The 19117-nt window shown below is 61.1% G+C and carries 20 protein-coding genes; 13 read left to right on the top strand and 7 right to left on the bottom strand.

All coding sequences use genetic code 11. The features are described from left to right. Window positions 1–235: 235 nt before the first annotated feature. From infC to CVS29_RS00160, 4 genes are all read left to right on the top strand, one after another. The gene (infC, locus tag CVS29_RS00175) at window positions 236–1381 is read left to right on the top strand and encodes a translation initiation factor IF-3 (protein ID WP_110104328.1); all 1146 of its coding nucleotides are present in this window, start codon (window positions 236–238) and stop codon (window positions 1379–1381) included. A 104-nt stretch (window positions 1382–1485) separates the two neighbouring features. Then, window positions 1486–1680 carry a 50S ribosomal protein L35 gene (gene rpmI, locus CVS29_RS00170; protein WP_044571805.1) on the top strand — a complete coding sequence of 65 codons (195 nt, stop codon included), beginning with the start codon at window positions 1486–1488 and terminating at the stop codon, window positions 1678–1680. 107 nt (window positions 1681–1787) lie between these two features. Then, window positions 1788–2171, top strand: a complete 384-nt coding sequence (rplT, locus tag CVS29_RS00165) for a 50S ribosomal protein L20 (protein ID WP_110104327.1) — start codon at window positions 1788–1790, stop codon at window positions 2169–2171. A 65-nt stretch (window positions 2172–2236) separates the two neighbouring features. Then, window positions 2237–3148 carry a TrmH family RNA methyltransferase gene (locus CVS29_RS00160; protein ID WP_110104326.1) on the top strand — a complete coding sequence of 304 codons (912 nt, stop codon included), beginning with the start codon at window positions 2237–2239 and terminating at the stop codon, window positions 3146–3148. Between the two features lie 39 nt (window positions 3149–3187). Here CVS29_RS00160 and CVS29_RS00155 read toward each other — a convergent pair whose 3' ends face one another. After that, complete coding sequence (locus CVS29_RS00155; protein ID WP_110104325.1) at window positions 3188–4408, bottom strand: MFS transporter; 1221 nt, start codon at window positions 4406–4408, stop codon at window positions 3188–3190. A 140-nt stretch (window positions 4409–4548) separates the two neighbouring features. On the opposite strand from CVS29_RS00155, the gene CVS29_RS00150 reads away from it, so the two are divergent. The 3 genes from CVS29_RS00150 (at window position 4549) to CVS29_RS00140 (ending at window position 5942) form a co-directional block, all read left to right on the top strand. After that, on the top strand, window positions 4549–4962 hold the full coding sequence (locus tag CVS29_RS00150; protein ID WP_218868147.1) for a (deoxy)nucleoside triphosphate pyrophosphohydrolase: 414 nt from the start codon (window positions 4549–4551) through the stop codon (window positions 4960–4962). A 79-nt stretch (window positions 4963–5041) separates the two neighbouring features. Then, entirely contained in the window at window positions 5042–5233 is a 192-nt protein-coding gene (locus CVS29_RS00145) for a DUF5302 domain-containing protein (RefSeq protein WP_110104323.1), read from the top strand. A gap of 160 nt (window positions 5234–5393) precedes the next feature. Then, the gene (locus tag CVS29_RS00140) at window positions 5394–5942 is read left to right on the top strand and encodes a DUF4870 domain-containing protein (RefSeq protein WP_110104322.1); all 549 of its coding nucleotides are present in this window, start codon (window positions 5394–5396) and stop codon (window positions 5940–5942) included. Between the two features lie 58 nt (window positions 5943–6000). On the opposite strand, the gene CVS29_RS00135 is transcribed toward CVS29_RS00140, so the two are convergent. Continuing rightward, window positions 6001–7209: an Rv2578c family radical SAM protein gene (locus CVS29_RS00135; protein WP_373366678.1), complete on the bottom strand. Its 1209-nt coding sequence runs from the start codon at window positions 7207–7209 to the stop codon at window positions 6001–6003. A gap of 203 nt (window positions 7210–7412) precedes the next feature. On the opposite strand from CVS29_RS00135, the gene CVS29_RS00130 reads away from it, so the two are divergent. Then, window positions 7413–8912, top strand: a complete 1500-nt coding sequence (locus CVS29_RS00130) for a long-chain-fatty-acid--CoA ligase (protein ID WP_110104321.1) — start codon at window positions 7413–7415, stop codon at window positions 8910–8912. Window positions 8913–9001: 89 nt separating this feature from the next. On the opposite strand, the gene CVS29_RS00125 is transcribed toward CVS29_RS00130, so the two are convergent. The 3 genes from CVS29_RS00125 to CVS29_RS00115 are packed head-to-tail and all read right to left on the bottom strand — an operon-like array spanning window position 9002 to window position 10733. Then, window positions 9002–9640 carry an SIMPL domain-containing protein gene (locus CVS29_RS00125; protein ID WP_110104320.1) on the bottom strand — a complete coding sequence of 213 codons (639 nt, stop codon included), beginning with the start codon at window positions 9638–9640 and terminating at the stop codon, window positions 9002–9004. After that, the gene (locus CVS29_RS00120) at window positions 9637–10167 is read right to left on the bottom strand and encodes a hypothetical protein (RefSeq protein WP_245931979.1); all 531 of its coding nucleotides are present in this window, start codon (window positions 10165–10167) and stop codon (window positions 9637–9639) included. Before CVS29_RS00120 ends, CVS29_RS00125 begins: the two co-directional genes overlap by 4 nt. Then, window positions 10164–10733: a hypothetical protein gene (locus CVS29_RS00115; RefSeq protein ID WP_110104319.1), complete on the bottom strand. Its 570-nt coding sequence runs from the start codon at window positions 10731–10733 to the stop codon at window positions 10164–10166. Before CVS29_RS00115 ends, CVS29_RS00120 begins: the two co-directional genes overlap by 4 nt. Window positions 10734–10883: 150 nt before the next feature. On the opposite strand from CVS29_RS00115, the gene pheS reads away from it, so the two are divergent. Then, complete coding sequence (pheS, locus tag CVS29_RS00110) at window positions 10884–11978, top strand: phenylalanine--tRNA ligase subunit alpha (RefSeq protein ID WP_179442389.1); 1095 nt, start codon at window positions 10884–10886, stop codon at window positions 11976–11978. Window positions 11979–11983: 5 nt separating this feature from the next. Then, entirely contained in the window at window positions 11984–14527 is a 2544-nt protein-coding gene (gene pheT, locus CVS29_RS00105) for a phenylalanine--tRNA ligase subunit beta (RefSeq protein WP_110104318.1), read from the top strand. A 189-nt stretch (window positions 14528–14716) separates the two neighbouring features. Here pheT and CVS29_RS00100 read toward each other — a convergent pair whose 3' ends face one another. Then, window positions 14717–15340, bottom strand: coding sequence for an MBL fold metallo-hydrolase (locus CVS29_RS00100; protein WP_170120850.1), 624 nt, complete (start codon window positions 15338–15340; stop codon window positions 14717–14719). Window positions 15341–15425: 85 nt separating this feature from the next. Here CVS29_RS00100 and CVS29_RS00095 point away from each other — a divergent pair, with 85 nt between their 5' ends. The 3 genes from CVS29_RS00095 (at window position 15426) to CVS29_RS00085 (ending at window position 17976) form a co-directional block, all read left to right on the top strand. Then, a complete protein-coding gene (locus CVS29_RS00095) occupies window positions 15426–15782 on the top strand; it encodes a GntR family transcriptional regulator (protein WP_110104316.1) in 357 nt (118 codons plus the stop codon). After that, entirely contained in the window at window positions 15779–16786 is a 1008-nt protein-coding gene (locus CVS29_RS00090; protein WP_110104315.1) for a hypothetical protein, read from the top strand. The genes CVS29_RS00095 and CVS29_RS00090 overlap by 4 nt, the downstream gene beginning before the upstream one ends. Window positions 16787–17022: 236 nt before the next feature. Beyond that, on the top strand, window positions 17023–17976 hold the full coding sequence (locus tag CVS29_RS00085; RefSeq protein ID WP_110104314.1) for an FUSC family protein: 954 nt from the start codon (window positions 17023–17025) through the stop codon (window positions 17974–17976). A gap of 52 nt (window positions 17977–18028) precedes the next feature. Here the strand turns inward: CVS29_RS00085 and CVS29_RS00080 are convergent, their stop codons facing one another. Continuing rightward, window positions 18029–19003 carry a quinone oxidoreductase family protein gene (locus tag CVS29_RS00080; protein ID WP_110104883.1) on the bottom strand — a complete coding sequence of 325 codons (975 nt, stop codon included), beginning with the start codon at window positions 19001–19003 and terminating at the stop codon, window positions 18029–18031. Between the last annotated feature and the right edge of the window lie 114 nt (window positions 19004–19117).

The raw sequence follows: 19117 nt of genomic DNA, 5'->3' as shown, positions 1-19117 counted from the left end.
AGTGTGTCCAAAAGACGAAAGTCACAGGATACGCCAAGGTAATGGCACAGAGTTTGCAAGTGGAGTCCTCTCCCACCTTTCGACCCTTCCAAGGCGTTGTCTGGTTCAGGTTGGCGCTTTCGCTTACGGGGAGCCAGCACAGTCCGTTCGCGGAAAGTGTGTGCCAATTTTTCGAGGCCTCCATTGCATCAGCAAATTGGAGGCCTTCTTCGTTGCTGATGGTACTCACCTTTTTATGCAACAGGAGCGTCACATTAGCGAGCCACGAATCAATGATCGAATCCGCGTCCCTGAGGTGCGGTTGGTTGGGCCAGCAGGCGAACAAGTTGGAGTTGTCCGCATTGAGGATGCCCTTCGTTTAGCAGCTGAGTCTGACTTGGATCTGGTTGAGGTAGCACCGACGGCCAAGCCGCCGGTGTGCAAACTGATGGACTTCGGCAAGTACAAGTACGAAGCCGCAGTCAAGGCTCGTGAAGCCCGCAAGAACCAGACCAACACCGTTTTGAAGGAAATCCGTTTCCGTCTCAAAATCGACAAGCACGACTACGAGACCAAGCGTGGACACGCCCTCCGCTTCCTCGGTGCCGGCGACAAGGTCAAGGCCATGATTCAGTTCCGTGGCCGTGAGCAGCAGCGTCCCGACATGGGCATCCGCCTCCTGCAGAAGTTTGCCGAAGACGTTGCCGAGGTTGGCGTGGTTGAATCAAGCCCCCGCATTGACGGACGCAACATGGTCATGGTTATTGGCCCGCTGAAGAATAAGGCTGAAGCTAAGGCTGAGGCTCGTCGCAATCAGCAGCGTGCAGATGCCAAGGCCCACAACGAGGCAGTTGCCAATGGCACGGCCCGCGTTGATGTGGACCGCGATAACAAGGCGCCCATGACCCAATCATTGGCTGACTTGCTGCCCGACGGCCTGCACCTGGGCGAAGACGCACCGGCTCCAGTCGCCGTCGAGACCGTTGAAGAGGTAGTCGTTGAGGCTCCCGTAGCGGCGCAGGCTCCGGCTCCCGAAGCAGCCCCGGCCAAGGAGGTTCCGGCAGAAAAGTCGGCCCCCGCCGCCGTCGTACCTGCCAAGTCCCCGGAAGCGAAGGTAGCTCCCAAGGCTGCTGCTCCTAAGGCTGCAGCTCCCAAGGCTGCCGCGACTAAGTCTGTTGCACCCAAGGCGCCCGTAGCAACAAAGCCTGCCGCAGCCGCCAAGCCGGTTGCAGCTCCCAAGCCCGTGGCCGCAAAGCCCATCCCCATGCCCAAGCCCATGGCCAAGCCTGTTGTTGCGAAGCCCGCAGCCAAGCCTGCCGCCAAGGCTGGTGCAAAATCGGCTGCCAAGCCTGCCTCTGCAAAGAGCACCCCGGCAGCCGAAACCCCCAGCTCAGCTGAATAAGGTTCGCACCTTTTCAGCGGTGAATACACCCACACAGTGACCCAACCGGTCGCTGCAAGAGAACCACAGGCAGCGCCGGTGGATACGTAAGGAGACAGGTCCTCATGCCTAAAATGAAGACACATAGTGGTGCTAAGAAGCGTTTCAAGCTCACCGGTTCCGGTAAGCTTCAGCGCCAGCAGGCTAACCGCCGCCACTACCTGGAGCACAAGCCTTCCAGCTTGAAGCGTCGTCTGAAGGGTGACCTCACGGTTGCCAAGGCAGATGTTCGCAACATCAAGAAGATGCTCGGCATCTAATTTCGCAAGTCAATCGGTGTGATTCCCTTCCGGGATGACTCACTATTCATCAAAGCCTTCCCTGGCATGATTGGCTTGGGATCTTTAAAATTTGAAGGAGTACGCACGTGGCACGTGTGAAGAGGGCTGTAAACGCCCACAAAAAGCGTCGGGTTATTCTTGAGCGCGCAAAGGGTTACCGCGGACAGCGTTCACGCCTTTACCGTAAGGCCAAAGAGCAGCTGCTGCACTCGTTTGTGTACAGCTACGGTGACCGCCGCAAGCGCAAGGGTGACTTCCGTCGCCTCTGGATCCAGCGTATCAACGCTGCATCACGCGCCAACGGCCTGACCTACAACCGTTTGATCCAGGGCCTGAAGGCTGCGCAGATCGAGGTTGACCGCCGCATGCTGGCCGACCTGGCCGTCAACGACGCCGGTGCTTTCGCCGCGCTGGTTGGCTTGGCCAAGGCTGCACTGCCTGCCGACACCTCAGCACCGGTAGCAAAGTAGTTCTAGCTTTCAACAGGAACCCTTGAGTTCCTTGTTCATGGCAAGTGACTGCTAAAGTCCTAACCATGAATGAACCCGGGCGCCCACCAGCAGATGCAATGACCAACCCTCGAGCAGATCGAGTGAGGGACGTTGCCAAACTGGTTGGGCGCTCGGGCCGTTTAAAGCGGCGCCAGTTCTTCGCTGAGGGTCCACAAGCCGTACGTGAAGCCCTACGGGCACACCGCGAGTGCCTGGCCGCTGGCGGTACACCCGTGGTGGAGGCCCTCTACGCAACTGTGGAATGCTTGAAAAAATTCCCAGAGATCATGGAGTCCGCCTCCGCGCCAGGGTCTCGCCTTCAGGTGCGGATTGCCAGCGACATGGTCCTGGCGGCCATGACGGACACCGTAACACCTCAGGGTGTTGTGGCCGTCTGCAATTTCGTTGACGTGCCTCTTGAAGAAGTCCTCGCCGCTAAGCCCAAACTCATCGCCATGCTGTGCCGCGTGCAGGACCCTGGTAATGCTGGCACTGTCCTGCGTGCCGCGGATGCCGCTGGTGCGGACGCCGTCATTTTCTCCTCGTCCAGTGTGGATATTTACAACCCCAAGGCTGTGCGCTCCACTGCCGGTTCGCTGTTCCACCTGCCTGTGGTGCTTGGTGCCGACGTGGCCCAGGTTGTGGCAGCGGCCAAGGCGGCCGGTGTAGGCATTCTGGCAGCGGATGGCTACGGGCAGCTCAATTTGGACCTCTTGCAGGATGAGAGTGCCGCCCGGTCCTTTGACCAAGAGATTCCCGATTCCCTGTATGACCTGGCGGAGCCCACTATGTGGCTCTTCGGCAACGAAGCCCAAGGCCTGGCGGGGGAAGAGAAGGCTCTGGCCGATCATCGGGTGGCAGTACCTGTCTACGGCGCCGCAGAATCGCTGAATCTGGGCACCGCAGCAACGGTATGTCTCTACGCTAGCGCCAGGGCCCAACGGCGCCTGGGGTGAGCCCTGGCTTTTTATAGCTGGGGCCAATTGCGGGTGTGGCTAGTGAGCCACGTTTTTGGGGGATCTCTTATCGAGCAGGCCGCTGAAGAGAGCTATGACCAGGCCCAGCACCGCCAGCACGGCACCAACGAGGGCAGGTGCGGTGAATCCCCAGCCCCAGGTGATGACGAGCCCACCAGCGAAGGCTCCCAATGCATTGGCCATATTCAATGCTGAATGGTTCAGTGAGGAAGCCAAGGTGGGGGCGCCGGGGGAGACGTCCAGAAGCCGGGTCTGCAGAGATGGGACAAGCATGGACCCTGAGGCGCCAATGACGAAGATCATCAAAAGTGCCATCCACTGGATATGGACCGTGGCCGCGTAGATCACCAGAATAACGGCGATGAAACCCATCATGACGTAGATGCTGCCCATGACGGACCAGTCGGCCATGCGTCCGCCTATGTAGCTGCCAGCAACCATTCCCAGCCCGTACAGGCCAACAATGACGGGAAGGAAACCGGAGTCAAAGCCGGCCACGTCCGTCATGGTGTTGGCCACGTACGTATAAACGGCGAAGAATCCGCCAAAGCCCACAACTCCCACCAGCAGGGTTAGCCATACCTGTCCGCGGCGCAGTGCGCTGAGTTCCTTGCGCAGGCTTGCATCGGGATGAGCCTTTTGCGCCGGAACCAACAAAGCAATGCACACCATGGTGATGACGCCAATGATTCCAACCAGGATGAACAGCCAGCGCCAACCAAATTGTTGGCCCACAAAGGTAGCCAAGGGCACACCGAGAACGTTCGCTACGGATAAGCCCATCATGACCATGGAGATGGCACGCCCGCGCTTGCCGGGAGCAACCAGTGATGCTGCCAAGACAGCGGCTACACCGAAGAAGGCCCCATGGGGAAGGCCCGCAATGAATCGGGTGATGAGCAAAGTGGTGTAATCCTGCGCCATGACGGAGAGCAGATTGCCCACGGTGAAAAGTGCCATCAGGCCCAGAGCCAGTGTTTTTCGCGGCATCTTCGCGCCGATGGCGACCAGCATGGGTGCGCCCACAACTACTCCAAGGGCGTAGGCAGAGATGACGTGTCCGGCTGCTGGCACACTGACGCCCACACCTGCTGCCACGTTGGGCAGCAGGCCCATCATGGCAAATTCGGTGGTGCCGATGCCGAATCCGCCTATGGCCAAGGCCAGAATTGCCCAGGCAATAACGTTGGGGGAAGTGGGTGTGGTGTCACGCCAGGTTTTAAGCAAGGACAAAGACATAGAGACAAACTTTCACAAGGTGGGATCCCGGTTCCGCCGCGGGAAGCGGGAAGCAGGTGCCGGCGCCATAGTGCGCAGCGGCAGGGCCAAGATGATGCTTTGGTCAGTCTAGTTCGCCCTAGACTGAGCTGGTGACTTCAATGAAACAAATCGTAGGTGCCGCCCTCGTGGACTCGCTATCAAATCCCCAACAACTCCTAGCCGCACGCAGGACCGCGCCGCCAGAGTTTGCAGGTATGTGGGAGTTCCCCGGAGGAAAAATTGAGAAAGGTGAGGGCCCAGAAGAAGCTCTTCATCGGGAGCTACGTGAGGAACTGGGCGTTACTGTGACGCTAGGTGCTGAAATAGAGGGCTCGACGCCGGATGGCTGGCCCTTGAACTCGGGCGCAGCCATGCGTGTCTGGCTCGCTGAGTCAATGGAGGGCACCCCCGAACCGCTGGAAGACCATGACGCACTGGTGTGGGTGGATCTGGGAGGGCAGGAGATCTTGGAGTTGCCATGGATTCCTGCCGATCTGCCCATTGTGCATGCCTTGATCGAGTACACGTCCTGAGAACAATTGTTCTCGTGGGTGTTGAAATAGTATTTGGCTGTGCCAGACTGGGTGCTGAAGACCCCAAGGAGGTTGTGCCATGACGAGTGATCACCACGACGAACAAGCCGCCGCAGGTGCCAGCGATGAAACAAAAGAGAAGTTTCGTCAGGCCCTAGAGAATAAGAAGAACCAGCAACACGGCAGCGTGTCTGCTACTGGTGGACCGAAGATCAATGCTTCCCACGGAGCAGCGGCTCACAAGCGCGAATTCCGCCGCAAGAGCGGATAAACCCACGCCCAGAAACACGGGCGGACAAGGTGAGGTAAGAACATTCGTTCAATCGACTCCGTCCGCTCGTGTTTCTGGGGATCTGCCCGTCATATGCGGGCTTTCACGTGGGCCATGGGTTAGGTTGTTAAGCAAATATCAACCATTCAGGAGTGAAAACGTGACTGAGAATAATTCCCCCACACCGCCCGTCGAGCCGACACCTCCGGGCTACAACGCACCGGAAACACCTACGTCCTACCCCCAGCCCGGCTACGGCCAACCCGCCCAGGAACAGCCGTACCAGCAAGCACCCCAGCCCGGCTACAACCAGCCAGCTGCGCAGCAGCCGTACCAGCAGGCCCCGCAGCAGAACTACAGTCAGCCGGCTCAGCAGCCGTACCAGCAGGGTGCGGTTGATCCTGCCGGAAACGTGGTGCTTAACTACTGGCTCTCCGTGTTCTTTAGCTGGATTCCTGCTCTGATCTTCTTCCTGACGGAAAAGGGCAAGAACGGCCTTTCCGATGAATACCACAAGGCGAACCTGAACTTTTCGATCCTGCGTGGCATCGCCGGAGTCCTGACCTTCATTCCCTACCTCGGGTTTGTCTTTGGGATTATTGGTCTGGGACTGTTCATCATCCACATCATCGCTGCGGTGGAGGCGCCCAAGAAGTTCCGCAACGGGGAAGTTTACAAGTTCCCGTTCAACGTCCAGATCATCAAGTAGGGCGGTAACAAACTGCCCGTGAACTGAGGATGTTCAAAGTGGCACGGGAATTGCGACCCTAGAACAATGTGGGTGCAGGATCGGCAGAGGCGGGGGTCCCTTCGGGGATTCCCGCTTTTTTGCTGCCGCGGCCCTCCCTGGCGTTGGAGTTGCCACGGAAACCGCCCATGGTGAGTGGCACGGTGGTCTTGTGATCCTTGCCGGTTAGAGCAGGCAGGCTACCGTGCGGATAGCTGGCTTCTTCCTGGCGGGGATCGTGAACAAAGCCTTGGGTGCCAAAGCCGTGGCGTGCCTTGGCCTCATTGACCCTCGATGCCAGCCACTGCCGGTACTCCTTGGGCGCATAGGCGCCGGAACCGTAGAGCCGCCGGTACCGGCCCACCAAGGAAGGGTGCTCGCGGGCCAGCCACCCCATGAACCATTCCCGCGTTCCCGGGCGCAAATAGAGGGCTCCGGCGCTGACTCCCGTTGCCCCTGCGTGGGCCAGGCTGGCAATAAGTGCATCCAAAGCGTCCTCGGAGTCGGTCAGCCAGGGCAAAATCGGCATGGCCATGACCCCGCAGGGCAGGCCGGCATCTCGCAGCTTGCTAATCAGGGACAGCCGAGCCTTGGGGGAGGGTGTGCCTGGTTCAAGTGTCTGAGCCAGTTCCTCATCCAGCAAAGCCAGCGAGATGCCCATACCCACGTTGACGTCGCGTCCTGCTGCGCGCAACAAGGGCAGATCGCGCGCTAACAGCGTGCCTTTGGTAAGAATGGAAAACGGGGTGCCGGACTCGGCGAGGGCACCAATGATGCCGGGCATGAGCTTGTACCGTCCTTCCGCCCGCTGGTAGGGATCGGTGTTGGTGCCAAGGGCCACATGGCGGTGCTGCCAGGAAGGCTTGAACAGTTCCTTGCGAAGCACATCCGCAACATTGACCTTCACCACCACTTGGGAGTCAAAGTCCGTGCCGGCATCGAAGTCCAGATACGTGTGGCTTTTGCGGGCAAAACAATAAACACAGGCGTGGGAGCATCCCCGGTATGGATTGACAGTCCATTCAAAGGGCATGGTGGAACTGGGAGGAACCTTGTTCAGGGCCGTTTTAGAAAGCACCTCATGGAAGGTGATGCCAGCAAATTCCGGGGTGGCAACGCTTTGGATTAGCCCGGCCATCGGCAGCAGAGGTGCTTGAAATCCGGGCGGCTTCACCTGCTCAGCCGTTCCCGGAATGGGCTGAAGGGACGCAAATAAGGGTTCATTGAGTTGTTGAGCCATCCACCGCATATAGAAATTAGAACATATATTCTAATTTGATTCAATGGGTGAAAAGCTTGAATTTGGTTACCCGCAGGTAGGTATGTGGCGTAAATCACTTATTGTGAGGATAGGGTGGAGCCATGGGGCAAGGAAGCCCCGCCCACTTGGCGCGGAGCAGCGGTCATGGCCGGTTCTTTCGCTGCTCGGTAGCCCAGAACCAAGGAGCCTTCATGACGAACCTAGCCACCATTGTTGGGGCATCTGCTCAGCGAAACCCAGCCGGAGTTGCCATCAAGATGGACGATATTGAGCTCACCTTCACTGCTTTGGAAGTTCTCAGCTCCAAGGTTGCCGGGCTGTTGGCTGCACGTGGGGTCAAACCGGGTGACAGGGTGGCCTTAATAGCGCCCAACATTCCCCAGATGCCTCCCATCTACTTCGGAATCCTGCGGTACGGGGCCATTGTGGTGCCACTGAATCCGCTGCTGAAGTCCCGCGAGGTGGCCTACCACCTGAAGGACTCCGGGGCCACCTTGGCCTTCGCGTGGGATGGTGTGATGGCGGAAGTGGTGCCGGGGGCGCAGGAATCCGGCACGGAGGTCATTGCTGTCGACGCCGATTTTATGGCGTTACTGGCCGGGGCTGAGCCGATCCCTGAGGTGGCCCTTGCACAGAAGGACGACACCGCTGTAATCCTCTACACCTCCGGCACCACGGGCCGGCCCAAGGGTGCGGAGCTGACACACGAGAATCTGCGCAGTAACGCTGAGGTCTCCGTCAGCCTCTTCAACAGCCAGCCCGGTGACGTCATCTTTGGCGGCCTGCCCTTCTTCCACATCTTCGGGCAGACGTGCGCCCTGAACTCGGCCGTGATGGCAGGTGCCACCGTGACCATCTTGCCAAGGTTCGATCCTCTCAAGGCGTTGGAGATCATTCAGCGCGACAAGGTGACCATTTTTGAAGGCGTCCCCACCATGTACATCGCGCTGCTGCGTGCCCCTGGCCGGGAAAATTATGACCTCTCCACCCTGCGCCTTGCCGCATCAGGGGGCTCACCCTTGCCGCTGGAGGTGCTTCATGAATTCGAGACGGTCTTTGGGGCCACCATGCTAGAAGGCTACGGACTCTCGGAGACTTCTCCCGTGGTCACCTTCAACCAGCTCGACGGGATCCGCAAGCCAGGCTCTATTGGTCAGCCGGTTGCCGGTGCGCAATTGCGGGTACTTGACGATGCTGGCAACGATGTTGAGCCCGGTGCCGTGGGTGAAATTGCTGTGGCCGGGCCCTATGTCATGAAGGGGTATTGGAATAACCCCGAGGCGACGGCCCAGGCTATCCCTGACGGCTGGTTCCGCACGGGTGACTTAGGCCGGATGGATGAGGATGGCGTGTACTTCATTGTTGATCGCAAGAAGGACATGATCCTCCGTGGTGGCTACAACATCTACCCGCGTGAAATTGAAGAGGTCCTCTACGAACACCCCGCAGTGGCCGAGGCTGCCGTAGTGGGAATGCCCGACGACGTCCACGGCGAGGAAGTCTGTGCCGCGGTGTCGCTGAAGCCCGGAGCTGTTGGCGCCGAGGATCCAGAGGCCCTCGCAGCCGAGATTGTGGAGTTCGTCAAGGCCAGGGTGGCCGCCTACAAGTTCCCGCGCAGGGTCATCATCATGGATACCCTGCCTAAAGGGCCCACGGGCAAGATCCTCAAACGCGAAATCAGTGTTTCCTAACATGCGAAGCCGCTGATTGACGGTTGTGTGCCGCTGATTGAGCTTGCCGAGATCTTGGTTTCGGCAGGCTCAATCAGCGGGGAACAGACTTAGTTCAGTTCCCAGGTGACCTGCACTGAGAGAGAGAGGCTGCTTTGCCCCGGTTCAATGGGCATCGAGGCATCGGCGGACATAAGCGCCCGGGCCATCATGGGCCGGGGGGCGCTATCGCGCACCGAACCCTCAATGACTTCCGTGACGGCACCTAGCGAGCGTCCAGCCAGGCCCGCATAGTTCTCAGCCGCCCGGACTGCATCCGCCCATGCGGCTGCTCGAGCGGTGTCCTGAGCGGCTGCCGGATCGGACAGGACTGGGGTGAGCCCGTTGAGGCGGACATTGTTGTTACCGGTATCAACCACCGCAGCAATAACCTCGCCGGGACTCTGGTCATAACGCAGTGCCACTGTGAGCGTGCTTGAGACCGTGTAGCCGGTCACGATGGTTCCGGTGCCATCCTCCCAACGGGTATTGGCCGCAACGTTGAGGGAGGAGGAGCTGATGGCCTCGCGGGCCACTGTGAGGGCTTGCAGTTTGGTGTTGACAGCCGTCATGGCCTCGCCAGCATGGGAGTATGCTGCACGCACGGTGGGGGCGGAAGCTTCAATACCGATGTTGATGTTGAACTGGTCCGGTGCAGCATGGGCCGAACCATGGCCCGTGACGGTAATGCAGTGGAAGGAATCTGTCATGGTCGGTTCTCTTTCGGTGGTGTACTGCGGCGGTGGGGGCGGGAGGTTCTCTTGAGGGGGTTGAAAATTATTGGCATCCGGGCAATCGTGGGCAGTTCGCGGTAGCCGCCCAGTGCCAACCCGGCATTGCGCTCAAAGAAGTTCCTGCTGCCGGGGTCTCCCGTGCGCCACCACGACCAGGCTGCGCAGGAAAAATAGAGCGGTAAAAACGGCAGGCCTAAACACCAGGCGTACTGGGTGGCATGGCCGGCTTCGTGGTCGAGCAGATCGGGGCGGGAATCAATGAAGGCACGGTCTGCGCGGTAGAAGATGACGTTGCCCACTGTGAACGCCCCGGCCAGCGGCAGCCTCGGGGTGTAGTTGGTGCCAAGGATCAGCCCGTGCGGGCCGGGCTCTACCGGGGTCCGGCTCAGCGTCGCTAGCAGCAAACCGGCTGCCGTGGACAGGTTCACGGCATTGGCAAGCGCCCGCAGTCGTTCAGCGCGGGTTACCGTGGTGACAGGAGTCAGCGGGCCCACCGTGTTCACGGGGCGGCTTCCGGGGAGGGTACGCTGCGTGATTCGGAAACTGTGAGCGCCTGCAACGCCTTGGCCGTGTCTGGCTTGGTGTGTTCGCACGAGTCAAGGGGCCACTGGATGTTGACGGCCTGGCCCTCGGCGTTGACCAACCAGATCGCAGGCGGAAGCTCTGCGTAGTCCAGGCAGCTGACCGGCCCGCCGCGCTCGCTAGGCTGCGCCAGTGCCGCAAGCAGAGGCGCAAAGTCGCCGCTGAGGTGATCCTCCTCCACCACGCGGCTGCCGGGGTCGGACGTACAGCGGACCACGCCAACCGTGGTGAAGCCCTCCGGGATGCTGCCCTTGTGCAGCGATGACGGCGACGCTGCTTCCGGCTCCCACCAACCAGCCGTGGAGCAGTCGACGCCGGACTGGATCTTGGCAGGTTCCGGGATGTACTCGAGGGGGGAGGCACCCACTGCGGAGCACCCGCCCAACACCAGAGCAAAGAACCCCAGCGCAAGGCAGCCCAGCGCAAGGCAGGCCAGCGGCGCACGGCGGGAGGCCGGCGTCGTACTTCTGCGCAGAGGGATGCCCATGGCGCCAGCGTAGCAAGCGGGGAGGGAGAAAGGGCGAGAAAGTTCTAACGAGTTGGATTCAAAACAGGGCTGCCCCGTCAACTAGACTGGTACGGGCGGGATGAGCCACCCCGCCGGTTACTCGCACACAAGCTTAGGTAAAAACTGTAGATGTCGAAGATGCCCCACGAGACGGCTGAGATGCCCGAACCAACCACAGAGACCATTGCGGTCCCGGACCCGCTGGACGAAGCCGCCATTGGCACAGCCGTCGAGAACGCGCTCGGCGCCATTGCTGCCGCCGCGACGCTAGATGAGTTGAAGACCGCACGGCTGGCGCACACCGGTGAGAAATCACCGCTGAGCCTGGCCAACCGTGAAATTGGCGGGCTCGCCAAGGAATTCAAGGCCGCCGCCGGCAAGCTAATGGGCGGATCGCGTGGACGTGTTGCCAAGGCGCTCGCAGCCCGCACCGAGGTGCTCGAAGCCGAGGACGCCGCCCGGATCCTCCTCGAGGAAACCGTTGATGTGACGGCTGCCCCGCGCCGCCGCCGCGCTGGTGCCCGCCACCCGCTCTCCACCCTCCAGGACCGCGTCTGCGACATCTTCGTGGGCATGGGCTGGGAAATTGCCGAAGGCCCGGAGCTGGAGTCGGAATGGTTCAACTTTGACGCCCTGAACTTCGCCCCGGACCACCCGGCCCGCGAAATGCAGGACACCTTCTTCGTGGAACCTCCCGAAGCCCACCTGCTGCTGCGCACCCACACCTCACCGGTGCAGGTCCGTTCCATGCTTGAGCGTGAACTGCCCGTATACGTGCTGTGCCCCGGCAAGGTGTTCCGCACCGATGAACTCGACGCCACGCACACCCCCGTGTTCCACCAGTTCGAGGGCTTGGCCATCGATAAGGACCTGTCCATGGCAGATCTGGTGGGCACGCTGGAGCACTTCACCCGGCAGATGTTCGGCGACGAGGCAAAGGTGCGCATCCGCCCCAACTTCTTCCCCTTCACCGAGCCCTCCGCGGAGCTGGACATCTGGCACCCGGGCGCCAAGGGTGGCCCGCGCTGGATCGAGTGGGGCGGCTGCGGCATGGTCAACCCGAACGTGCTCCGCGCGGCCGGCATTGACCCGGACGAATATTCAGGATTTGCCTTCGGCATGGGCATCGAACGGGCGTTGATGTTCCGCAACGAAGTGTCCGACATGCACGACATGATCGAGGGCGACGTACGATTCAGCGAACACTTTGGGATGGAGATCTAAGACAAGTGCGAATTCCACTGACTTGGCTGCGCGAGTATGCGCAGGTGCCGGCAACAGCAACTGCCGAAGACGTCATGACCGACCTTGTCAAGGTTGGCTTTGAAGAAGAGGACGTGCACCGTCCCTTGGATGAAATCAGCGGCCCCATTGTGGTGGGCCAGGTTCTATCCAAGGAGCCCGAGGCGCAGTCCAACGGCAAAACCATCAACTGGTGCTCCGTCCGTGTGGTACCCGAAGGTACCGCCCAGACCCTGGACATTGAGGGCATCGACCCCTCCGGTGTGCAAGGCATTGTGTGCGGTGCACACAACTTCGAGGTAGGGGACAAGGTTGTGGTGACCCTGCCCGGCGCCGTGCTGCCCGGAGACTTCCGCATCTCCCCGCGCAAGACCTACGGCCACGTCTCGGCCGGGATGATCGCCTCCGTGCGTGAGCTCGGCATTGGTGATGACCATGACGGGATCCTGGTGCTCTCCACCTTGGGCCTTGACCCGGAACTGGGCACTGACGCATTGGCGCTGCTGGGTCTGGATGACGAAGCCGCCGAAATCAACGTCACCCCGGACCGTGGCTACGCGTTCAGCATCCGCGGCGTGGCCCGTGAATACGCGCACGCCACGGACAGTGTGTTCACGGACCCGGCATCGCTGGTTTCCGTGAGCCCCGCCACCGGTGACGGACACGGGGTTGTGCTTGCCGATCAGGCACCCATCTATGGCAAGGACGGCTGCGACCGCTTTGTGGCCCGCACCGTGAGCGGCATCAATGCTTCAGCGCCGGTTCCGACCTGGATGTCCTCACGCCTGCGCCTGGCCGGGATCCGCTCCATCTCCTTGGCCGTGGACATCTCCAACTACGTCATGCTCGAGCTGGGCCAGCCGTTGCACTTCTACGACGCCGACAAACTCGCCGGTGACATTGTGGTGCGCCGTGCCGCCGCTGGAGAAACCCTGAAAACCCTCGACGGGAAGGTCCGCAAGCTCGATACCGAGGACCTCCTGATCACTGATTCCTCCGGCCCCATCGGCATTGCCGGGGTCATGGGCGGGGCCTCCACCGAGGTCACCTCCGCCACCGTGAACGTGCTTGTTGAGGCTGCACACTTCGAAGAAATCACGATTGCCCGCTCGCGCCGCCGCCACAAGCTGCCCTCCGAAGCGTCCAAGCGCTTCGAGCGCGGCGTGGACACCCAGATTGCCGACGTCGCAGCCCAGCGCGCCGTGAACCTGCTGGTCGAACTGGCCGGCGGCACGGAGGAAACCACGGCCACCGACGCCGGTTCCGTTGTGCCGGCGCCTCCCGTGTTCCTGCCGTCCGGCTTCACATCGGGCCGCATCGGCATGGAGTTCACCCAGGCCCAAGTCATGGGATCACTGACGGATCTGGGTGCGCGCGTTGAGAAGGTCGACGGCGGGTACTCCGTGACAGCCCCGAGCTGGCGTTATGACTTGGTCACCAAGGAGGACCTGACGGAAGAGGTGGCCCGCCTAGTGGGCTATGACCTCATCCCGTCCACCCTTCCCACGGCACCTCCGGGCCGCGGCTACTCACGCGCCCAGCAGCAGCGCCGCCGTGTGGTCCAGGCCCTGGCCGATTCCGGCCTGACAGAGATTTTGGCCTACCCGTTCGTGTCCAAGGTTTCCAATGACACCTTCGGTGTTGCCGAGGCCGGGGCGCCCCTTGCGGCCATCAAGCTGGCGAACCCGCTGAGCGAGGAGTTCGGCTTCCTGCGCACCTCCGTGCTGCCGGGTCTGATTGAGATTGCCAAGCGTAACCACTCACGCGGCTTCCATGACCTGGCTCTGTTCGAGTCCGGTTTGGTGTTCCTGCCGGGCGCCGAGATGGGTACCGCCTCGATCCCGCCTCTGGGCGCCAAGCCCTCCGACGAGGTCCTTGACGCGCTGTACGACGGCATCCCGTACCAGCCGCTCACCATTGCGGCCGTATTCACGGGCAAGGACACCCCGGCAGCCCCGGCCCACACCCCGCGTGCCTGGGACTGGGCTGATGCGATTGACGCGGCCCACCTCGTGGCTGACGTTGTCGGTGTTGATTTGGTGGTCGAGCAGGGCTCGCACCAGGCATTCCATCCGGGACGTGCTGCCGTGCTGAAGCTGCGCAGCGGCGAAGTTGTTGGCCACGCTGGCGAACTGCACCCGAAGCTGCTGGCTGAACTGAACATGCCCGCCCGCTCGGTGGCCATGGAAATCAATGCCGACAAGGTATTTGCCGAAGCTGCGGATGTCATTGTGGCCAAGCCGATCTCCACGTTCCCGCTCGCCACCCAGGACGTTGCTCTTGTGGTTCCTGCGCAGATTCCGGCACAGACTGTGCTCGAAACTCTGCGTGAAGGCGCCGGCGAGCTACTGGAGGATGTGGCCCTGTTCGATGAATACCAAGGCAAGGGCATTCCGGAGGGCCACAAATCGCTGGCCTTCGGTCTGCGTTTCCGTGCCACGGACCGCACCCTGACCGCCGATGAGGCCTCGGCTGCCCGCGCCTCGGCCGTAGAACTGGCCGCAGAACGGTTCGGCGCCACGCAGCGCTAGTCCCCACGGCCTCCCGTAGTCGGCTCGCAAGCGAGCCGACTACGGGTCCCTCGGCCTCGTGGGCCCAGCGTGGGCCCAGCGTGGGCCCAGCGTGGGCCTAGCGGGGGCGCACACCTGAAGGGCCTTGGCGGGTCTAACCAGCAAGGCTTGGTTGAACCCGCCGGGGCCTCTTGATATTTGGGTGCTCTTCTAGCGACGTCTTTGGGTGACCTTGCCGTGTCCGGGACAAACCCAGTCAACATCTACTGTTGTCAACTGTTGGCGTGATACCCGCGCCTGTTGACTGTCAGTATTGAGCGCGTGCATGAAGTCCCGCAGCGTGCCGTCAGCGTTGACTCTGGCACTGTCCCCGCACAAAAGCGTCCGTTCCCAGACAAAAGCGAAATGCCCCGGTGTGTGCCCTGGTGTAGGAACTGCCGCAATTGTGGCGGGGAATCCGGGGTCCTTATCGATGTACGCGGTGTCCTCAGGGATTTTGGGCCGGAAAAGTGAAGACGTGATGCGCCGCACGAACGTCCCCGCAGGCCGGCGCCCGGTGAGGATGTCGGCGTCGGCCTGACCGATCCACAGCGTCGCTCCGGTCTCTGTTGCTAGTGCCTGAGCTGCGCCGGCATGGTCAAGATCGTAGTGGGTCAAGAGAATGTGTTCCACGGACCCTAGGATGCCAGCGGTTGCCAACTCCGTGATGACGGCCTTGGCCCCGAACCACATACCCGGATCCACCACGGCGTAGCTGTTTTCCAGCGGAATCACGTAACCATTCGCGCCGAATGATCCCTGTAATTGCAGGGCACCACATTTAAGCTCTCTCATAGGAGAACAATCCCATATGTTGGCCAATTTGGCACTGGCTAACTCCGCTTTTTTCTGTTCGCATTGTTCTAGTAGAATTACTAACATGTTATTCCGTGTCGATGCTTCTTCAGCACTGTCCCTCGCAGATCAGATTGCCATTCAGGTGCGCTCTGGTGTGGTTGATGGATCTTTAGCGCCAGGGGAGCGGCTGCCGCCTGCGCGGGATCTTGGTGCCGCATTGCAGATCAATATGCACACGGTGCTGCGGGCCTACAAAGCGCTCAGGGATGAAGGCGTCATTGAAATGCGCCAAGGCAGGGGAGCCTACGTGCGCCACGACGCCGGCCCCGGACTTGTCCGCCTCACGGAATTGGCACAACAACTAGTAGGAGAAGCGCGCAAGCTGGGAATGTCCCAGCAGGACATTGTGCGATTGATTGGGGGAGTTGCAAAAGCATGACAAAGGTACAGCAAAGGACCAGCGCCACGCGGCGGATCGGTGCAGCCATTGCGGGGGTGCTGCCGCTGGCCGTCGTCGGCATGACGTGGTTCGCATGGCAGGATAAACTACCGGGTGACCTTGCCTCACACTGGTCCGGAACCGGCAGACCTGATGATTTCATGAGCACCGGGACAGCCTTGACCGTAGGACTGTCGCTGACGGGCATTCCCGCCATCATTGGACTTGTTGCAGCCTTCATCAGCACCCTACGCCCGGCAGTTTTGCGCGGAATATTGGGATTTGCGGGGATGCTCTCGGGCATGGGTGCGTCCACTTGGCTCGTCTCCGCCGGCTTAACTCTGCGCGCCGGCAGCGCCGAAGATGCGGTCCTGGGCTGGTGGTTGGCCGCAGTCATGGGCTCTTTCTTGTTCGGGGCAGTCCCCTATTTCATAGCGCCCAAGCCGAAGTTCACCACCGGAAAATTCGAGCACCGGATGCCGCTGGGGGAGCAGGAAACCGGGGCGTGGTCGCGCACCATCACCTCGAAAATGCTGCTCTGGATGCCCGTTGCACTGCTTGGTCTCACCGGCCTGATCTACATTCCGGACTTGCTGAACGATGAGTTCTCCGCCGTGTGGATTGGTGGCGCCACCATGTTGCTCAGCACAGTCATCGTCGCCATGATCGCCCACTTGCAGGTGACCGTGGACTGGCGCGGGCTGCGCATCGTCTCCACCCTGGGCCGGATCCCGCTCAAGCGCATCCCCCTCGAGAACATTGCCTCCGTCGAGGTCACCGAGATTCGCCCCTCCGAATGGGGTGGCTGGGGTTACCGTGTCATGCCCGGCCGCTCGGCGGTCGTCATGGGTGCCGGCCCTAGTCTCATTGTCACCACCACGGCGGGTAAGCAGTTCGCCGTCACTGTACCGGACCCTGACAGCGCCGCCAGCTTGTTGCTTGCCCTGCGGGATCGGAAGCACGACGGCGGAGCCCACGCCAGTGCCACCGAACAGCGAGCCTGAAGCTGGGCCAAGCTGACGGGGCAATTGGGTGTCCCTGCAGCCGTGTAGCAGCCGTTTCAAGGTGGCGCCACTGTGACGTGACTGACAAGAAACGTTTTGCCGGAGCATGGATTTGTGGACCGCGATGGATAGTCTTACTTCTAGGCTCCGTTGCGTAGCTCCGTTGGGTAGTTCCGGTGACGGAATATTCGGGGCGAGCCTCGCTCCCAACGCTTTGAAAGGGCAGGAACCACGCCATGGCACTCTTTAGCCGCCCGCAACCGGGTGCTTTGCCAACCACCTTGAAACTTCTCGTGGCACTCTTGGTCCCCTCGGCCCTTGTCAGCATCCTTGCAGGCCCGTCAGCGGGCATGGGATTTGGCATTGCCATGGGACTCGGCATGGCTGTTTCACCCATTAGTAAACCCCGGCAGACAGTAGTTCTGGTCCTGATCGGAGCCGTCCTTGGTGCGCTTGCCTCCTACGCGGTGGACACCCCCTGGGCCATTGCTGTGCTGCTTTTTGTTGCGGCCATTCTCTCGGCGCTCACCAATCAACGATCAGCCGGGTTGCTCTCGCTGGCGCCCATCCTGGTGATCCTCTTTGGTCCTGGCCCCATCAATCTCGTGTGGTGGCAGGCGGCCGTTTGGATCGTGATCGGAGGCGCCGTTGGTGCACTCATCACCAAGTTACTCAAGTTCCAGGCTCCCGTTCAACCGGTGGCCAGGGCTGTCGCTTGGGAGCACGGGATTGTGGTTGGCCTGCTCTGTGCAGCGGCCATGTACTGGACATTGTCCAATAACATTCCCCACGGCTACTGGATCGCTGTCACCGTACTGATGGCCCTGCGTCCGCTACCAAACCAGCGCCGTGACACCCTGAACGGGCGAATTCTGGGAACCCTGCTGGGAGCTGTTTTTGCGCTGCTAGTGGTCATCTTCCTGCCGCTCTGGGCCGGGGTCATTGTTGCTGTGCTCTGCCTGTTCGTCATGGTTTGGTACACCATGGGCGGTGCTTATCTAATGCAGACCCTGGCACTGACGCCCATGCTGCTCATTTTCGCTTCCCTCGGTGATGCCGAGCGGGGCGTGGAACTCACCCTTGAGCGGGTGATGTACACGGTGGTCGGTTTTGTGGTTGCCGTGCTGATTGCCCTGTTGCTGCGACGGTGGGAATCCCGCCGGGAGGAACGTCAGGCCGGCATGGTCTGACGTTCCTCCCAGATTCGCGAGGTGTGGTCCAAGGACTGCCATCGGGCAGAGTTTAGGGCTCCAAGATGACCTTGCCGGTGGTGAGCCGGCCCTGCAACGCCGTGTGCGAGGCGCCAGCCTCGGCCAGCGGGAAGCGGGCGCCGATCCGGGCCACAAGTTTCCCTGAAGCGGCTGCATTGAAAACCTCAGTGGAACGCCACAGCCGCTCCTGTGCGTTGAGCAGGTAATCGCCCAGCTTGGGCCGGACCACCGTCAGGGAGCCGCCGGCATTTAGTCGCTGCAAATCAAAGGCCGGCACCTGCCCGGACGCGCCGCCAAACAACACCAGCGTCCCCCGGGTGCGCAGCGACGCAAGGGAACCGTCGAAGGTGTCTTTCCCAACGCCGTCGTACACCACGTCCACGCCCACACCATCGGTAAGCTCACGCACCTTAGCGGCGAAATCGTCGTAGCCCAGCACCTCGTCGGCGCCGGCCACGCGGGAAAGCTCTTCCTTCTCCTCCGTGGACACCGTGGTGATGACGCGAGCGCCACGGTCCTTCAAAAGCTGGGTCAGCAACAAGCCCACTCCGCCGGCGCCGGCATGCAGCAGGACGGTCTCGCCAGGCTCCACATGGTAGGTGGAATTCATCAGGTAATGTGCCGTCATGCCTTGCAGGGGGAGTGCCGCGGCAACGTCCAGGGGCACGCTGGAGGGTACTGGCAAGCTCACCTCGGCCGGGAAGATCGCATACTCGGCGTAACAGCCGCTCCCTTCAGCCGTGGCAACGCGATCGCCCACTTCATAGGATCTGACGCCGGGCCCAACGGCAACTACCGTGCCAGCGGCCTCGGCTCCCGGGGTGAAAGGGAATGGGACGGGATAGATGCCTTCGCGCTGGTAACTCTCAATGAAGTTCACGCCCACGGCGGCAATCTTGACCAAAAGCTCACCCGGGCCGGGAACGGGCATGGGCACTGCCGCGAGTTGCAAAACCTCGGGACCACCCGGGGCTTTGGCGAGAATTGCCTGGCACTGATCTGTCATGGTGAACTCCACATCATTGGTTCCGGTACAAAATTTTCGGGCATGCCCTTCAGATCATCATAGGACGGACCGAGGTGCAAAAAATGAAAGCCATGCATAAATATCGGTAACACT

Origin of the sequence: Arthrobacter psychrochitiniphilus (genome assembly GCF_003185915.1) — a bacterium.
Lineage (GTDB): Bacteria > Actinomycetota > Actinomycetes > Actinomycetales > Micrococcaceae > Specibacter > Specibacter psychrochitiniphilus.
The sequence above is the reverse complement of the archived record's forward strand: the minus strand, read 5'-3'. Positions and strand labels throughout refer to the sequence as shown.

What these genes read in the sequence shown, in the direction of transcription:
- infC (WP_110104328.1), top strand. Translation starts at nt 236, where the DNA reads ATGCAACAGGAGCGTCACATTAGCGAGCCACGAATCAATGATCGAATC.
- rpmI (WP_044571805.1), top strand. Translation starts at nt 1,486, where the DNA reads ATGCCTAAAATGAAGACACATAGTGGTGCTAAGAAGCGTTTCAAGCTC.
- CVS29_RS00160 (WP_110104326.1), top strand. Translation starts at nt 2,237, where the DNA reads ATGAATGAACCCGGGCGCCCACCAGCAGATGCAATGACCAACCCTCGA.
- CVS29_RS00155 (WP_110104325.1), bottom strand. Translation starts at nt 4,408, where the DNA reads ATGTCTTTGTCCTTGCTTAAAACCTGGCGTGACACCACACCCACTTCC.
- CVS29_RS00150 (WP_218868147.1), top strand. Translation starts at nt 4,549, where the DNA reads ATGAAACAAATCGTAGGTGCCGCCCTCGTGGACTCGCTATCAAATCCC.
- CVS29_RS00145 (WP_110104323.1), top strand. Translation starts at nt 5,042, where the DNA reads ATGACGAGTGATCACCACGACGAACAAGCCGCCGCAGGTGCCAGCGAT.
- CVS29_RS00135 (WP_373366678.1), bottom strand. Translation starts at nt 7,209, where the DNA reads ATGCGGTGGATGGCTCAACAACTCAATGAACCCTTATTTGCGTCCCTT.
- CVS29_RS00130 (WP_110104321.1), top strand. Translation starts at nt 7,413, where the DNA reads ATGACGAACCTAGCCACCATTGTTGGGGCATCTGCTCAGCGAAACCCA.
- CVS29_RS00125 (WP_110104320.1), bottom strand. Translation starts at nt 9,640, where the DNA reads ATGACAGATTCCTTCCACTGCATTACCGTCACGGGCCATGGTTCGGCC.
- CVS29_RS00115 (WP_110104319.1), bottom strand. Translation starts at nt 10,733, where the DNA reads ATGGGCATCCCTCTGCGCAGAAGTACGACGCCGGCCTCCCGCCGTGCG.
- pheS (WP_179442389.1), top strand. Translation starts at nt 10,884, where the DNA reads ATGTCGAAGATGCCCCACGAGACGGCTGAGATGCCCGAACCAACCACA.
- CVS29_RS00100 (WP_170120850.1), bottom strand. Translation starts at nt 15,340, where the DNA reads ATGAGAGAGCTTAAATGTGGTGCCCTGCAATTACAGGGATCATTCGGC.
- CVS29_RS00095 (WP_110104316.1), top strand. Translation starts at nt 15,426, where the DNA reads ATGTTATTCCGTGTCGATGCTTCTTCAGCACTGTCCCTCGCAGATCAG.
- CVS29_RS00090 (WP_110104315.1), top strand. Translation starts at nt 15,779, where the DNA reads ATGACAAAGGTACAGCAAAGGACCAGCGCCACGCGGCGGATCGGTGCA.
- CVS29_RS00085 (WP_110104314.1), top strand. Translation starts at nt 17,023, where the DNA reads ATGGCACTCTTTAGCCGCCCGCAACCGGGTGCTTTGCCAACCACCTTG.
- CVS29_RS00080 (WP_110104883.1), bottom strand. Translation starts at nt 19,003, where the DNA reads ATGACAGATCAGTGCCAGGCAATTCTCGCCAAAGCCCCGGGTGGTCCC.